Origin of the sequence: Paenibacillus lentus (assembly GCF_042714055.1) — a bacterium.
In the GTDB taxonomy this organism is placed as follows: Bacteria; Bacillota; Bacilli; order Paenibacillales; family Paenibacillaceae; genus Fontibacillus; species Fontibacillus lentus_A.
Map to the genome: position 1 here is coordinate 21,370 of NZ_JBHGVC010000019.1, position 15,639 is coordinate 37,008.

The following is a 15,639-nucleotide window of genomic DNA, read 5'->3' on the forward strand; positions in this document are numbered from 1 at the left end:
ATTCGCCAATACAGCGGCAATGTATACGTATATTCATACACAAATAAACCGGAGGTCTGCCAGAGACGTCCGGTTATCAGCATAGAAATCTGAGCTCACTGAGAGCCTTATTCCTTCGCTTCATGAATATGACGCAAAAAGTCGTTAATAACGACAGCCAGCTGTTCAGGAGCCTCGTACATGCTCATATGACCAGCCCCTTTAATGACGGCCTTCGTAACATTGCTGCCTTCCGTCGTAAATGTCCGTTCAATCGGGATGAGCTTGTCATTCTCTCCCGCCACCAGCAGTACGGGCAATGTCGTGGATGAAAGAACGTCCCTGCGGTCAATTCGTTCACGCATGGCTAGTGCTGCGCCGGAGGCTCCCTGCGGGGGTGTCTTATAGCCTATTTCTTTTGCACGATCCAGGGCAGCTTCATGCGAGACGGCATTCGCAGGAGCAAATAACCCAGGAATTAGCCCATCAACGAACGGTGTAATTCCCTCGGTGCCAATAACCGATACCGCCTGAAGTCTCTTCTCCCTGGCTTCCTCACTGTCCGGATGGGCCGTTGAATGAATCAGGCCAAACCCGTTAAGATGGTTCGCATAACGCTGGGCTAGAGATAATGTGACATATCCGCCCATCGAATGTCCCAGCAATGTGTATTTATCAACCGACAATTCCTTCAACAGGCCGGCCACATCATCAGCCATTTGCTCGATCGTATAGGCGCCAAGCGGTGCGTCAGATAAACCATGCCCCCGCAGATCGGGTGCGATGACGCGGTAATGCTCGGACAACAGCGGCATCACTTGTTCCCAGTAAGCCGAACTGCCGCAAAAACCGTGTAAAAGCACTAAAACGTCTCCCTTGCCCTGGTCCTCATATGCGATCGTCGTTCCGCTTATCGTTAGCTTTTCCATCATTCATCCTTCTTTCTTGTCTATGTATTGAATATATATAATTAAGCCATTTTTGCTCTTCTGAAACGCCGTTGTCCATGATATCCAGGCATACTCAGGCCTGTCTCCGCCTATTGACGCTGAAATCCTTCTTCTACGGCACGCACGATTTCATCCGCCATTTGCATGACCCGGTACAAAGAAGTCATTCCGAGCGTCCAATAAGGCTTTGGGCCATTCACATTCACCACGCCCGCAATGCTGTAATGGCCGGCCTCCGGCAATCCACCGCCGACGGATTGCGCCGGGATCAGCGGTTTTCCCGATACGATATAAGAGCCCACCGAAGCCGGAACGCCCAAGCAAGCGTCAATCGCTAAAATGACATGATCCTTGGGAATAGCACTCATGCGAAACACCAAATTATCGGCATCGCAGGGATGCTGAAGCGAGCCTACGACCGAAGGGAAGCCGAGCTCCTCCAGACGGGTGCCGACAATAGGGCCTAGCGAATCTCCCGTGGAGCGATCTGTCCCGATGCATAAAAAAGTAACATGGTCTAATGGATGCTTCTGGCGAATGCTATGCATAAACAGCGGTAGCTCCTTGCCAGTCAGCTTCCTTTGGCTAAAGGCAGAATCATTATGAAGCCCCCCACCCTTTAACTTCATCTTCATCCCCCCTGTATTAACGTATTTTGATTGTACCCTAACCGGGCATTCGCCGCAAAACATAGAACAGGATGGGCTGTCATGATACAATACAATGAGGCGAGAACGAGCACATAATAGAGAGGATGAAAGGATCATGGTAGATTTAACTCAAAAAACCCAGGAAAACGTGGAATATATGATCGAAGCGATTAAAACGAAATTAAGAATGGCGACCGGTGCTGCTATGTCGGCTTCGGCATTTCACGTGGATCGTTACGACGACATTCTGGAGGTTTATGATATCGTAATGAGCAAGGAGCGCCTGAGCATCTCAGAGGTGGAGGCACTTGCTAAAGAACTCGGCCAACTTAGAAGCAATTAGCTTCCTCTCTTAGTATTGACAAACTAAAGCCGGCGCTTGCCGGAACAAGAAAAGAGTCCAAATCCCGCTTCGCATCAAAATGGTACGCGGGAATATTGGACTCTCTTTATTTTTTAGCGATCCGCAGGCCGGGAATTCTTCAATTCAGGACAATACACTCACAACCCTATGGCTGTCTAGGGCAGATCAATCAGTATAAATTCGGCCGCTTCTCCGCTACCGGTGCTGCGAACGGTCAATTCCTCGGCATTCCTTATTCTGGCTGCATCGCCTGGCCGCAGCGGGAACTTTTGTTTGCCGCACTGCAAGTCGATGTGACCGGAGAGCATGAATAAATGCGTTCGGCGTTCTCCCCGGGAAGGGATGGAAAGCTCTTCTCCTGTCATCAATTTTGGAATAAACAGCTGAACATCCTGATTTATGGGCAGACAATCGACGTGAGGCCCCGAAGCCACAATAGGCTTCAATAGCCCTTCGCGTTCCTGCCAAGGGAACCACCGGCTATCCCAGGCAGGCTTCAAATTTCTCTCGGCGGGCAGGAACCACATTTGAATAAAACGGACGGGCTCTGTTACCGAAGGATTACTCTCGGAATGGCGGATACCGGCCCCGGCGCTCATCACCTGTACACTCCCTGCCGTCAGATCCTGCGTATTTCCAAGATCATCCTCATGCCGCAGCGTACCGGATACTACGTAAGTGACAATCTCCAAATCATGGTGCGGATGAGGGGCAAGTCCTTGACCAGGCTGAACAACGTTGTCATTTAAAGCAAGCAAACAACCGAAATGAGCATTGCTCGGATCATCATAATCGGAAAAGGAGAAGCTGAATTCACTATGAATTGCACCTTTGTCCGAAGTATGGCGCTCCTCAGCGGTGACCACTTTGATCATCGTTATCCTCCTCGCTCTCTATCAAGATCAATACTCGGATTCATTGTTTTGTAGGGTGGATTTGAGTATTTCTTACCCTTTACACAAAACCGCTAATCAAAGTCCATCTCTAAAAGAGCTTAAAGCTTGGAGCAGTCCGCCTAATTTGCGAGTGTAAACACAGCCTCCGTATGTCCGACGATGTTCCCTTCATCATTCAGGATGCGGGCCGGAAACTGTTCCTGGAGCTTGAATATCAGCTCTTCGTTCCCATATTGAAGCTGCTGCAATATTTCAAGGACGATTCTTCCCCATTCTTCTTCCGAGCCATCCGATACTTTAAAAGCAATACCAAGCCGTTCCCGTTTCAGGCTAAAGCAATATACGCCTTTAAAGCCGCCCTTGGCGATGATGTTGTTGTCTTCCAGCAGCATGGAGTCAATGCGGCCGCTCCCTCCGACAAGCTCCGGGCGTGCATTCATCGCATGCGTGATCTGTCGTACGGCTTCTGCCGTTCGCACGTCCTTGATGAGATCCGGGCAAGCCAGCTTCATATAAGCCGTAGCCAGCGCCGATAAGGGCAATGCGAATACGGGAAAACCGCAGCCATCGATCCCCCGGCCAATGTGCTCCGCCGCAATATTGGCAAGAGAAGCCAAAGTTTCGACAATCTCCTGCTGAGCGGGATGGCTCGGCTCATGATAGCCTTCCAAATCGAAGCCCTTCATTTGGCAATATGCCAGTACCCCTAGATGCTTCCCTGAACAGTTATGATATAATCTGCGCCGCTCTCCCCCTGATCGAAGGAGCGCTTCCCTGGACTTCGCATCCAGCGGCAAACTCGGGGCGCACACCAGCCCCTCCTCCTTTACGCCGATCTTGGAGAGCAGCGACTCCAGTACCTCAATATGAACATCCTCCGAACGATGCGAAGCAGTCATTACGGCTACCTCGGCTTCGGTTAGATGGTAAGCTTCCTGAATACCAGCCCGGATTCCCGGAATGGCTTGAAAAGGTTTGGCAGCAGAGCGGGTAAACACTTGGGCATGAGGATCGCCGGCATGCATCAATATATGGCCTTCTTCATTTACCACGCATATATATCCGCGATGACTGCACTCCAGAATGCCTCCGCGATATTCCTGAATCAATAATGTATCTCTTAAGCTGTCCATCGCTCTTATTCTCCCCTTTCGTGAACCTATGCCATTACAGTATAGTACAATGTCTTTGCCCGTACCAAATCATTGAGCTCCACCGCTTTTTTTTGAGAATGCCAGCGGGCGGATTCTTTGTTTCACTCCTTCTTCTAACGTTTATATAGGAAGTAAGCAGGACAATTTCTGGTCAATCACTACAAATGATATATAAGGAGCGATCGAACATGAATAAAGAAGAAATGGAACATCCGGTTCAAAGCGGTTCTACGTTTACCAAAGGCATCATTATCGGCGCATTGCTAGGAGCGGCTGCCGCTCTTCTATACGCACCAAAACCGGGGCGCGAGCTGCGCAGCGACTTATCCGAAAAGCTGAGCGCAGCTACGGATAAATCGAAGGAGGTCGCTACTGTAGTAGGCGAGAAAGCGACTGATCTCGCTAAAAACGTCAGCGAGAAAACAACGGATTTGGCCAAAACGGTTGGAGCTAGCGCCGGAACCATTTTTAACAGCGCAAAAGAAGCTTCCGCCGACGTAGCCGAAGATGTGAAACGCGCCTCCGATGACGTGATCAACGAAGCCAAGCAATAATGGGGCTGTCCCCTGAAGTAGCCAGCTCTCAGAGCTGGCTACTTGTATTTCATCCCGCTGAAGCCTATTCAATACCATTTTCGAGGAGGGATCGTCATGGCGCGTACTCAACCTATGGATCCGCAAGAGCATCCCTTTGAATTACGCCACGAAGTCAAGCGTTTAAATGGAAGACTGGATTATATTGCGGATTTGCTGGAAAAGGCGGAGTTCAAAGATATTTTGGAAAACTATACCAGCCCAAAAAAAAGAATACTTACCAATTTTATGGCCGGCATGTCGCGCGGGCTTGGCCTGAGCGTGGGAACCTTTGTCGTCCTGGGTCTGCTCGGCTGGATTCTGAGTCTGTTTGTGGACGTCCCGATGGTCGGCGATTACATTAAAGAGCTTCAGGATTACATTAAATCCAAGCCATAACGGCACACTGTGTACTAGGGACAATGCCCTATTACGAGGAGGAGATGATAAGGATGGCTCGAATCAATGCAGAGCAAGAGCAGGAAAACTATGTGAAGAAGCAAATCAGGGAAGCGCGTGAAGGCGAATATCCCGAGCATAAGAGCATCCAGGAGGCCGAGAACGGTTCCATGGTCAATGATATGGAGGATTTAAAGCAGCTTGGCGAAGATATGGACGAAATGTCCACCAATAGCGAAGATGAAGCGCAGGGACTGACACCCGATCCTGAACAATAGCCTCAGCAAGTAGCAAGATAATAACCCGCAAACCAAAGAACCTGCTGCTGCCCTTCCAGCGCCAGGTTCTTGTTTCGTCCAATCCCCTACAAATGCGAATCCTTCTTGTCCACCTGCAGCAAATCTCCCGTCCATCCCTTCATATTCATCCATAGATAAAAAGCCAACGTGCTGAAAATCGTAATTGCGCTAATAATCAGGAAGCCGGTAATTCCTGTCTTGACCCAGGGCAGAAAATCGAAATTCATGCCCCAAATCGCCCCGATCACCGTGGCTGGGGTAAAAATAGCCGTCAAAATCGTCAGCGTCTTCATAATATCATTACCTCGAAAAGCGGAGACGGCCTCATCAATCGAAATTAGCGTGTCGATCTCCTTTTCATAATGCTTGAACAGTACGCTCATTCGTTCCGTGCGGAAGACCAGCCGCCTGAAATAGACGCTATGCTCCAGTTCTTCCCCTGAATAGGCTTCTCGTGCAGCCGTCACGATTTCCTGGAAAGGGATAAATAAATTGGACCAGTATAACAGTTCAAACCGCGAACTCAAAATTTGATCCATTAAATGCTTCTTGTTATGTTTCTTCATCATTTCTTCTACTTTACGCAAATTCTGTTCAAATCGATCCATGCCAATGTGGATATAGTGCAGTATCGTGCGGGTTAAGACGAACATCCCCTCAATCGGCAGCTTGCAGGCATGCATCATCACCATCTTTTCATGCGTATGCATTCTTTCCCGGGTATGAGTATCCAGATTAAGCGTAATGAAGCGGTCTTTGTTTACAAAAAAGTGGATATGAACGCAATCCTTAATTTCCTGCATTTCCTCCTCTACGGAAAAGATGAGCGAACCAAATACGATCGGATTCTTTCCGTCAGGAAACCGTACTGATAAATAATTCGCTTCTACAGAAGGTATAATTTCCAGCCATTCCTCTGTGTCGGGGACATCCTGACGGAGCTCATGAAGCACTGAATCATCCCAACTATTGATTTCAAGATCATGCCAGCTCCATCCTTGCTCGGTCGTAATGCAGCGTCCTAGATTGTCGAGATTCAAGCTTCGTCCCCCTCTCATCGAAAAGACACGCTGTTCCTCTCGGAAGAAAGCGTGCCTTTTGCCATGTAAATTCAAAATGATCCTCAAACGCTTAGTATAAGTTGGAGTTTGACATAATCTGCTTCAGCTTCTCGGTCGCTCGTTTTTGGATCCGGGAAACGCTCATTTGCGACACCCCTAGCTGCTGAGCGATTGCACGCTGAGACTGTCCCTCCTGGAAGGCCAGCAGCAGAACCTGCTGCTCTTGTTCCTTTAACTGGCTAAGCGCTTTCTGCAGATCCATTCGCTTCTCTACGGTATCATAGTCGTTAGCTTCGGAACTGATCAATTCACCAAGCGTCGCCGCACTCTCATCCTGAGATAGCGGAGAATCGAGAGATACATAGTGGTAACATTCCCGTCCAGCGAGTACTTCGACCGTTTCCTCCACCGAAAGATCCAAATATTCGGCGATTTCTTTCACGTCGGGGGAACGTTCCAATTTCACTGTCAATTCATCGATGGCCTGCTGAACAAGAGCTCCCTTCTCTTTGATACGGCGCGGCACCTGGATATACCAGGACTTGTCCCTCAGGAAGTTCTTCATGTGCCCGATCATGCTTTTCATGGCGTAAGGCTCAAATGGGATGCCGAGTTCAATATCGTACTGCTGCAGCAACCGAATCAATGCCATTTGGCCCACCTGATACAAGTCCTCGTATAAATCAGGACGGTTGCGGGCAATTTTACCTGCGGCCATCTTGACCATCGGCTCATATTTCTGGATGAGAACTGTTGCAATCTCATTGTCTTTCGTCTGCTGATATTTCCAGATCAGGCTGGTTGATTCATTCAAAGACTCGGGGGGAGTCAATTTGTCGCTCATACTTTCTCCTCGCTCTTAACGAGCCGGCGAGTCAGAACAACCTTAGTCCCTTGTCCGGCAACGCTCTCTACGCTTACGTCATCCATAAGCGCCTCCATTAAATAAAAGCCGAGTCCGCCAATTTGAGCTTCGCTCAATTCCTTATCATGTAACGATGCCCGATCTGCTGTCTTGCCCCAAGAATCAAAGCTCTCCCCTTCATCCTTCACCGTAATCGATAGTGCATCCTCGAGCACTTCAAAGGTCACTTCCATTATTCCTGGCTTTTGCTTGTACGCATACAACACAGAGTTGTTACAGGCCTCCGACACTGCGACCTTCATATCCTCGATCTCTTCATAGGAAAATCCGATTTTGGAGGCCACGCCATAAAGATTCAACCTGACGATATCCACGTAATCCGCAGTCGCTGGCAAACTAATTACCACTCTCTGAACTTCGTCTTTCATTCTTACTTCGATCCTTTCCTATTGGGAATTCTCTTGTGCGGCAAAAAACTTGGCAATCCCGGTCATGTCAAACAGCTTCTGAATTTGATCCGGCACTTCCTCCACCAGGAACTCGGCCTTCATGCCATGTCTTGCTTTTAAGATAGACAACAGAATTCCGATACCCGTACTATCGATATATTTCAAGTCTTTCATGTTGATAACCAAATGCAGCGCCTCGTCTCCGACGAGCGGTTCCATCACCTGGCGAAAATCCGGAGCTACAGATAAATCCAGTTCTCCTCGTAAGTACACCGTGCAAGTGCCATTCTCCAATTGTGACGTAGCTGAAAACTTATCATTTTTATTTGTATTCATAGACACTCTCTCCTGAAAAATGTTTTCTCTATTCATAACCCAAACGAACTGCTTATGAATCAACTACACTCTCTTGATACGTTTCTCGGAGCTGCTTCATCGGCCCACGGACTGTCCCGCCGCTGTACTTCGCGATCATTTTTTTGACGGAGCTCAGCTTCACCGGCTTGCTGATATAATCATTCATTCCCGCTTTTAGGCATTTGCTCTTCACGCCCTCCATTACATTCGCCGTCATCGCGATAATGACCGGAGACTGCTCCGAATGCTGGTCTTCGCGAATCCGCCTTGTAGCCTCGAGCCCGTCCATGACGGGCATCTGCAAATCCATGAAAATAAAGGAGTAGCCTTCTCCATCTAATGCCATCTGAACAGCCTGGGCCCCATCCTCGGCTACACTGGCTTCATATCCCAGCTTATTCAGCATACTGACCATAAGACGCTGATTGATTGGATGATCATCGACCACGAGCATCCGATCGGCATGCAAGGATTGGCCTTCTGCCGAAAAGCCTGGGCAATAGTGCGGCGCTTCGTCCTCTTCTCCACATTTGCGCACCTGAACAGAAAAGGTAAAGGTAGCCCCCTTTTCCTCCTGCGGCTCAACCCGGATGTTGCCGCCCATCAGCTGCACCAGCGTCTGGCAAATCGCAAGGCCCAGGCCGGTTCCGCCGTATTTTCTCGTCATGGACGAATCCAATTGGGAGAACGGCTTGAACAGCTTGTCTACTTTATCGGGAGCAATGCCGATCCCTGTATCTTTTACCGTGAATTCCAGCATGAGAATATCCTGCTCATCCTTGGACTCGCTGGCGGATACGACTAAATAAATACCGCCCTGATCGGTAAATTTAATCGCGTTGGCAATCAGGTTAATCAGCACTTGACGTAATCGTCCCATGTCCCCGTAGAGAACTTGCGGAATACGGTCATCCATGAAATATACAAGCTCCAGGCCCTTGCGGCTCGCATCCATAGAGAACAGGTTTAATACCTCTTGTATTCCAGCCCGCAGCTCAAATGGACTTTCCTCCAGTTCCATCTTGCCGGATTCCATCTTGGTGAAGTCAAGAATATCGTTAATGATGGTCACTAATGTGTTGGCGCTATTACGGATGATCTCCGCATATTCCTTCTGTTCATCCTGCAGTTCGGTTTCCAACAGCAAATCAATCATGCCTATGACGCCGTTCATCGGAGTGCGGATCTCGTGGCTCATCATGGCCAGAAATTCCGTTTTGGCCTTTGCGGCAATCTCCGCCGCCTCTTTGGCCTTTACCAATTCAAAGTTGATCCGCTCCAATTCCTGGGTCTTCTGCTGCAGCAGCATGCTCTGGGTTTTATGACGTTGATTCGTGATGTACATATCGACGAAACCATCGATTTTCGATTTTAAAATTTGCGGAATAAACGGTTTAACCATATAATCGATTGCACCCGCCGAATAGCCTTCGAACAAATGCTCCGCGTCCTTGCTATTCGCTGAAATGAAAATAATCGGAATGTCCTTCGTCTTATCGCGGGCCTTGATCAGCCTAGCCGTCTCAATACCGTCCATTCCCGGCATCTGTACATCAAGCACAATCACCGCAAAGTTATCCTTGAGCAAATATTTGAGCGCCTCTTGACCCGAAGTGGCCTTCACGAGCTTATACTGCTCACTATCTAGCACCGCTTCCAAGGCCATTAAGTTCTCAGGACGGTCGTCTACCAACAAAATGTGAATCGGTTCTTCAACCCCCATGAATTCCTCCTGCCAATCATACTGTCAAAAGATCACTTGATCTTTCGATATATTTTCTCTTCACGATCCAAAGCTTCGTAGCTGTCCGTGAAGTCCGTAAAATGGATTGATTCCTTAGCTCCAAGCACCAATACGCCAAAATGACTCAAGCTTTCGTGAAATAGGGCATGGACGCGATTTCGCAGCGTTTCATCAAAATAAATCATCACATTTCGACAAAAAATGACATTGAATTCGTTAAAGGAACGATCTGTGGCCAGGTTGTGTTCGGCAAAAATAATGTTCTTGCGCAGAAAAGGCTGGAATATGACCGAGTTGTACTTCGCTGTATAGTACTCGGAGAACGAGCGTGTTCCGCCCGCCTCCAAGTAATTTTTCGTATACTGCTTCATTTTTTGAATACCGACGATGCCCTCTTTGGCCATTTGCAAAGATCTGTCATTCATATCGGTTGCATAGATACGGGCTTTGTCATAGAGACCTTCCTCATGAAGCAATATAGCCATGGAATATACCTCTTCCCCTGTAGAGCAGCCCGCATGCCAGATTCGAATATAAGGATAGGTTCTGAGCAGGGGAACGACCTTCTCCCGGAAAACCCGAAATAGGTTAGGATCGCGAAACATTTCCGTCACGGGAATCGATAAATTGTAGACGAAGCGTTCAAAGCATTCCCGGTCATGAAAAATTTTCTCCTGCAAGCCGGATATCGTCTTCAAATGCTCGGAATGCACATGGTGCCATATTCTTCTGCGCAAGGAGGGAACGGCATAATTTCGGAAATCGTATCCGTAGAGCCTATGGACTCCCTCCAGCAGCAGTTCAATTTCGATATCCTCTCGCTCGCACTGGTTATCTTCGTAAGGAATATCGTCTTCTAAATCTATGAAATCACTGGATGACATGAGTTCAACTCCACTTTCTCTTTTAAATGCAGGTTACTACCTCTATAAGTATTATTACCCCGATATTCGGCTTACGAATACAACCAAACGCGCATTAATGAGAGTAATTGATCCGTTTGGATCGGCTTCTTCACATAATCGGAGGCACCCGCCTCAATGCATTTGGAGCGGTCCTCTTTCATTGCCTTGGCGGTCAAAGCGATAATAGGAAGCTTGGCAAACTCCGGCTTCTCGCGAATGCGGCGCATCGCTTCATAGCCATCCATTTCCGGCATCATCATATCCATCAGAATAAGGTCGAAGTCGCCCTGTTCTTCTAGGATTTCAATCGCTTCTCTGCCGTTCTCGGCATATACGACGTTCATCCGATAGCTTTCCAGCACGCTGGACAGGGCAAATACGTTTCGGACGTCATCGTCTACAAGCAATATTTTCTTGCCTTCGAACAATTCTTCCTTGTTATGCAGCTTCTGCAGTATTTTACGCTTATCCTCCGGCAGATTCGCCTCGACGCGATGCAGGAACAGCGTCGTCTCGTCCAGCAGACGCTCCGGTGATTTAACATCTTTAATAATGATCGACTCGGCATACTTGCGCAGCCTGGTCTCTTCCTTCGCGTCCAAATCCTTGCCTGTATAAATAATGATCGGCAGGTCATTTAAATTCTCGTCATCGCGTATTTGATCCAGCAATTCAAACCCGGTCATATCCGTCAGCATTAAGTCCAGCACCATGCAATCATAATGCTTCATCCGCAGCTCATCGAGCGCTTCAGCCCCTGTGGATACAGCCGTAATCGCTACATCATCATGACCAATCAACTCGATGATCGACTTCTGCTGAATTTCATCGTCTTCGACGATCAGCAAATGCTTCAGGCTTTTCTCCGTATAAGACTCAATATAGGTAAAGGCCCGTTCGAGATGCTCTCTTGAGGATGGCTTGCGCAGATAAGCGATCGCTCCCATCATTAAGCCTTGCTTCACATCATCCACAACGGAAATAACATGCACAGGAATATGCCTTGTCTTGGCATCGCTTTTCAATTCGTTAAGAATCGACCAGCCGTCCATAACGGGCAACTGAATATCTAGAATGATCGCATCCGGCAAATATTTATGAACGAGACGAAGTCCCTCGTCCCCTTGAATAGCAACGAGCCCTTTAAAGCCGTGATTGCGGGACATTTCAAGCAGGATTTTGGCAAATACAATATCGTCTTCGATAATAAGCAGTACTTTATCTTCTGTTGCAATAGCTTCCCGATCATCCTCAATCGGGTTTGGTACCGGAGCATGCTCGTCTGCCGGCGCAGGCAGCGCGTAAGCTCCCTGACGCATTTGCGTCCCGACAGCGTTAGTGGCAGCCGCCTCCCTGGCAGCTCCAAACAGCTTGGAGCCCGCCTCCTTCGGCAAGTAGAGCGTAAAACTGCTGCCCTCCCCTTCCTTGGTCTCCAGACCGATTCCGCCGCCAAGCAGCGCGGATAGCCCTCGGCTGATCGAGAGGCCTAGGCCGGTTCCGCCATACTTGCGGCTCGTTGTTCCGTCCACCTGTTGAAAGGCTTCAAAAATCAGATCCGTCTTGTCCTTAGGCACGCCAATCCCGGTATCTCTGATCGTCAGCGCCAAGTAATCGCGATTACGCTCCAAGTAGCTTGGGAGCTCATCCGGGGAAGCCACCTTGACCAAGAACGCGACTTCTCCCTCACTCGTAAATTTAAAAGCATTAGAGAGCAAATTACGCAATATTTGCTTTACCCGATGTCCGTCGGTCATGATGCGCTCCGGTACCTCCGGACTCACTTCGAGCCGCAGCCCGATCCCTTTGCTCTCTGCGACAGGCCGGAAATTGTGCTCCACGAATCTCTCCAGCTCTTCGATACCGACATACTCCTGATTCACTTCCATCTTGCCCGCATCTACCTTCGATAAATCGAGAATTTCATCGATCATTTTCAGCAAATCCGTGCCTGACATATGAATGGTATGAGCATATTCCACCTGCTTGGGCGTTAAATTCTTGTCCTTATTCTCCGAAAGAAGCTGTGATAAAATAAGCAGGCTGTTCAGAGGAGTCCGCAGCTCGTGAGACATATTCGCCAGAAACTCCGATTTGTATTTGCTCGTCACAGCAAGCTGGGACGCATGGCGCTCTAGCTCGTCTTTCGTTTTCTCGATTTCCTCATTCTTCTCCTTGACTTCCTGCACCTGCTCTTCAAGGGCGCGAGTCTTGGCAATGAGCTCGGTATTGTAATGCTCCAGCTCCTCCTGCTGACGCTGCAGCAGCTCTTCAGAGCGCTTCAAGGCCGCCGTCTGCTTCTCCATGCCTTCATTTGAACGGCGAAGCTCTTCCTGCTGGGTTTGAAGCTCTTCCGATTGAACCTGCAGTTCTTCTGTCAGAGCCTGCGATTCACGCAAGAGTTCTTCGACACGCAGCCTGCGGTTCACGTTATTCAATACAACGCCTAAATTATTCGTCAGCTCCGACAGCAGCTCCTCTTCCAGCGGGGTAAATTGATCCAGGTTGGCCAGCTCGACGACCCCCAGCAATTCGTCCTCGAATAGAATCGGGTAAATAAGCACGTGAGCAGGCTTTGCTTCCCCTAGAGCCGAGCGTACGGACAAGTAATTAGCCGGGGTATCCTTCAACGAAACTCGCTTCTGATCCAGAGCAACCTGGCCGATGAGGCCCTCGCCGATTTTGAACATGGCGGGAGAGTTCAGATTCCCGTCCTTGGCATAGGTGCCTGCCAAATACAGCTCGTCCGGGTTTTCGCTTTCCTTCCGGATATAGATGGCACCGACATTCCCGCCGAGAACCGGAGTGAATTCATTAATGAACATTTGCGAAATTTGCTCCAGCGAATTAATGCCGTGAAGCAGTTCGGTGATCCGCGCCAAGTTCGAGTTGATCCACGTCAAATCCTTCTGCTGCTGCATGAACTTTTTCTCAAGGTCTTGTTTTTCCCGAAGATCCTCTGTCAGCTCTTGGAACACCCGGGCTACATTGCCGATTTCATCCCTGGAATGCACGGAAACAGCTCTTATCTCATCCCACTGTTCCTTTCCGAAATGCTTGATCATGCCGTTTACGATGTTTAATCCTTTAGTTATGCTTGGCAGCACCCAAAGCACAATGGCTAATCCCAGCAGCAGGCCGAACGCCATTGTAGCAATCGTAATCTGGATCGAGCTCTCGTAGGCCTGGTTCGCTTCATTAATTTTATTTTCAATTTGGATATCCAAATAATCCTTCAGCTCATTCAACGTATCCAGCAAGCGATCCTGAATACCCTGTCCCGATGAAATACGGTACTCATTTGCCCGATCGTACTCCCCATTCAGCAGCAGCGTCATCAACCGAGACTGATAGCTTTCGAAGTCCAGGCTTGCTTCATCAATTCTAGAAATAATTTGACGTTCATCCCCGGTTATCAAGCTATCCTGCAGCTGCTGCATATATTGCTTTGCGGATTCCTCCTTTTTCTCCAGCTTGTTGCGCTCTTGAACGATATAGTCCTGATTTCTCACCTGAACCATATTCGTAAGTATGCGGGCCATATCGTTCACATCGCCGCGCATTCCTGTGGATGCCTTGACTTTTAAATAACCGTCCGAATATACATGCTCCAGCTGCGCATTCATATAGTGAAGCCGATCATAACTGGCAAATGTCAGCACCATCGTAATGATCAGAAGTGAACTGAATCCGATAATCAACTTGCTCTTGATTTTCATTCGCTAACCTCCCCTTCTTTGAGTGTAATCCATACGAGACATTTATCGTCCTCCCGTTCCTGCGGATGGCCCTCATCAAAAAATAAGCGCTGCATCATATCCTTGTCCAGCATATGGCTGCCGCTTAAGGTCTGCTCCAAAAATTCGATCTGCTCCTCTTGCGTACCCTCCATGACCTCCATCAAACCGTCGGTATACAGTACGATGTGGCCTTCCCCCTCATACGTAATCGTATGCGTCGTGGTCTCGATCTTATCGAATAACCCCACGGGCGGACATACAGTCTCCAGCCGAGTCACCTCTCCCTCCTTCTGGAAGAACAATGCGGGAGGATGCCCTGCATTCACATAATCAATTTTCTTATGCTTCGTATCGACGACAAGGTAGATGGCCGTAAAATAGTATTGAACCAGTTGATTCTCGATATGGAGCTGATTGAAGCGGCGATTTAACTCCTGGACGACCTTTTCGGGCTCCACGTAAGTGCTGACCGTATCCTTAAGAACAGACGCGATGAACATGCAAAATAAGGACGAGGATATCCCGTGTCCCATCATGTCCAGCAATATAATTCCGTATCTCCCCTCACCGAGCGGATACCATGAATACAAATCTCCGGCCAGCTCAAAGGACGGCTTATACAATGCGTCAATTTCGAATTGCGGGTCGTCGATCGCCGAGCTTAGAACCGCATTTTGCACTAATGCGGCTAGCTTCAATTCCTCCTGAATTCGCTGATCTCTTTCCTTATGCCAATCCTTCTCCTGCTTTAGACGCAGCGCCAGCCGTATTCTGGCCATCAGTTCCACCTTATTGATCGGCTTGGTCACATAGTCTACCGCACCGGCATCAAGAGCTTCCGCCAGCTTCTTGGAATCCCCTACTGCGGTAACCATAATAATCGGGATATCTTTAAGCCCTTCATACTGCTGAATGACGCGGCAGGCTGTGATGCCATCCATTTCCGGCATCATCATATCGAGCAAGATCAAATCAATATCCGACGAGCCGGGCATCAGTTCGGCATTATCCTCTTGAATCCCCAGCTGCTGAAACATCTCTGCCGCCGAAGAGGCGGCTATGGTGTTTCTATAATTTTCCTTCTTCAGAATTTCTCTAATAATAATTATGTTAGTAGGATTATCATCCACGATTAATATTTTCATTGATTTCTCCTCGCAACAGAATGTAAGCCGTAACTTTTAACTACAACTACTACTATAAACTACTTTTAACGACTTTGTTATTTAGGAAAATTAATACTATCTGCTATCTTAAA

16 protein-coding genes are annotated in these 15,639 nt (G+C 48.4%); 4 read left to right on the top strand and 12 right to left on the bottom strand.

The window, feature by feature from the left end; genetic code table 11:
- Positions 1 to 107: 107 nt before the first annotated feature.
- Positions 108 to 908, bottom strand: coding sequence for an alpha/beta fold hydrolase (locus ACE3MQ_RS25670; protein WP_379398246.1), 801 nt, complete (start codon positions 906 to 908; stop codon positions 108 to 110).
- A gap of 110 nt (positions 909 to 1,018) precedes the next feature.
- A complete protein-coding gene (gene yyaC, locus ACE3MQ_RS25675) occupies positions 1,019 to 1,558 on the bottom strand; it encodes a spore protease YyaC (protein WP_379398166.1) in 540 nt (179 codons plus the stop codon).
- Positions 1,559 to 1,694: 136 nt separating this feature from the next.
- Here yyaC and ACE3MQ_RS25680 point away from each other — a divergent pair, with 136 nt between their 5' ends.
- Positions 1,695 to 1,922, top strand: a complete 228-nt coding sequence (locus ACE3MQ_RS25680) for a DUF1128 domain-containing protein (RefSeq protein ID WP_379398168.1) — start codon at positions 1,695 to 1,697, stop codon at positions 1,920 to 1,922.
- A gap of 176 nt (positions 1,923 to 2,098) precedes the next feature.
- On the opposite strand, the gene ACE3MQ_RS25685 is transcribed toward ACE3MQ_RS25680, so the two are convergent.
- The gene (locus ACE3MQ_RS25685) at positions 2,099 to 2,818 is read right to left on the bottom strand and encodes a pirin family protein (protein WP_379398170.1); all 720 of its coding nucleotides are present in this window, start codon (positions 2,816 to 2,818) and stop codon (positions 2,099 to 2,101) included.
- A gap of 140 nt (positions 2,819 to 2,958) precedes the next feature.
- Positions 2,959 to 3,972 (bottom strand): asparaginase, encoded by a 1,014-nt coding sequence (locus tag ACE3MQ_RS25690; RefSeq protein WP_379398172.1) that lies wholly within the window; start codon positions 3,970 to 3,972, stop codon positions 2,959 to 2,961.
- 209 nt (positions 3,973 to 4,181) lie between these two features.
- On the opposite strand from ACE3MQ_RS25690, the gene ACE3MQ_RS25695 reads away from it, so the two are divergent.
- The 3 genes from ACE3MQ_RS25695 to ACE3MQ_RS25705 all read left to right on the top strand — a co-directional run bounded on the left by ACE3MQ_RS25695 (position 4,182) and on the right by ACE3MQ_RS25705 (position 5,242).
- Positions 4,182 to 4,547, top strand: a complete 366-nt coding sequence (locus ACE3MQ_RS25695; RefSeq protein WP_379398174.1) for a YtxH domain-containing protein — start codon at positions 4,182 to 4,184, stop codon at positions 4,545 to 4,547.
- 96 nt (positions 4,548 to 4,643) lie between these two features.
- Positions 4,644 to 4,964: a DUF5665 domain-containing protein gene (locus ACE3MQ_RS25700; protein ID WP_379398176.1), complete on the top strand. Its 321-nt coding sequence runs from the start codon at positions 4,644 to 4,646 to the stop codon at positions 4,962 to 4,964.
- Positions 4,965 to 5,017: 53 nt separating this feature from the next.
- Positions 5,018 to 5,242: a hypothetical protein gene (locus tag ACE3MQ_RS25705; RefSeq protein WP_379398178.1), complete on the top strand. Its 225-nt coding sequence runs from the start codon at positions 5,018 to 5,020 to the stop codon at positions 5,240 to 5,242.
- Between the two features lie 86 nt (positions 5,243 to 5,328).
- Here the strand turns inward: ACE3MQ_RS25705 and ACE3MQ_RS25710 are convergent, their stop codons facing one another.
- From ACE3MQ_RS25710 to ACE3MQ_RS25745, 8 genes are all read right to left on the bottom strand, one after another.
- Entirely contained in the window at positions 5,329 to 6,303 is a 975-nt protein-coding gene (locus ACE3MQ_RS25710; protein ID WP_379398180.1) for a magnesium transporter CorA family protein, read from the bottom strand.
- A gap of 91 nt (positions 6,304 to 6,394) precedes the next feature.
- On the bottom strand, positions 6,395 to 7,168 hold the full coding sequence (locus tag ACE3MQ_RS25715; protein WP_379398182.1) for a sigma-70 family RNA polymerase sigma factor: 774 nt from the start codon (positions 7,166 to 7,168) through the stop codon (positions 6,395 to 6,397).
- Positions 7,165 to 7,617 (bottom strand): anti-sigma B factor RsbW, encoded by a 453-nt coding sequence (gene rsbW / locus ACE3MQ_RS25720; RefSeq protein WP_379398184.1) that lies wholly within the window; start codon positions 7,615 to 7,617, stop codon positions 7,165 to 7,167. The genes ACE3MQ_RS25715 and rsbW overlap by 4 nt, the downstream gene beginning before the upstream one ends.
- A gap of 18 nt (positions 7,618 to 7,635) precedes the next feature.
- Positions 7,636 to 7,974, bottom strand: a complete 339-nt coding sequence (locus ACE3MQ_RS25725) for an STAS domain-containing protein (RefSeq protein ID WP_379398186.1) — start codon at positions 7,972 to 7,974, stop codon at positions 7,636 to 7,638.
- 52 nt (positions 7,975 to 8,026) lie between these two features.
- Positions 8,027 to 9,718 (bottom strand): response regulator, encoded by a 1,692-nt coding sequence (locus tag ACE3MQ_RS25730; RefSeq protein WP_379398188.1) that lies wholly within the window; start codon positions 9,716 to 9,718, stop codon positions 8,027 to 8,029.
- A gap of 32 nt (positions 9,719 to 9,750) precedes the next feature.
- Positions 9,751 to 10,623 (bottom strand): CheR family methyltransferase, encoded by an 873-nt coding sequence (locus ACE3MQ_RS25735; RefSeq protein WP_379398190.1) that lies wholly within the window; start codon positions 10,621 to 10,623, stop codon positions 9,751 to 9,753.
- Positions 10,624 to 10,694: 71 nt separating this feature from the next.
- Complete coding sequence (locus ACE3MQ_RS25740; protein ID WP_379398192.1) at positions 10,695 to 14,360, bottom strand: response regulator; 3,666 nt, start codon at positions 14,358 to 14,360, stop codon at positions 10,695 to 10,697.
- Positions 14,357 to 15,526, bottom strand: coding sequence for a PP2C family protein-serine/threonine phosphatase (locus ACE3MQ_RS25745; protein WP_379398194.1), 1,170 nt, complete (start codon positions 15,524 to 15,526; stop codon positions 14,357 to 14,359). Before ACE3MQ_RS25745 ends, ACE3MQ_RS25740 begins: the two co-directional genes overlap by 4 nt.
- Between the last annotated feature and the right edge of the window lie 113 nt (positions 15,527 to 15,639).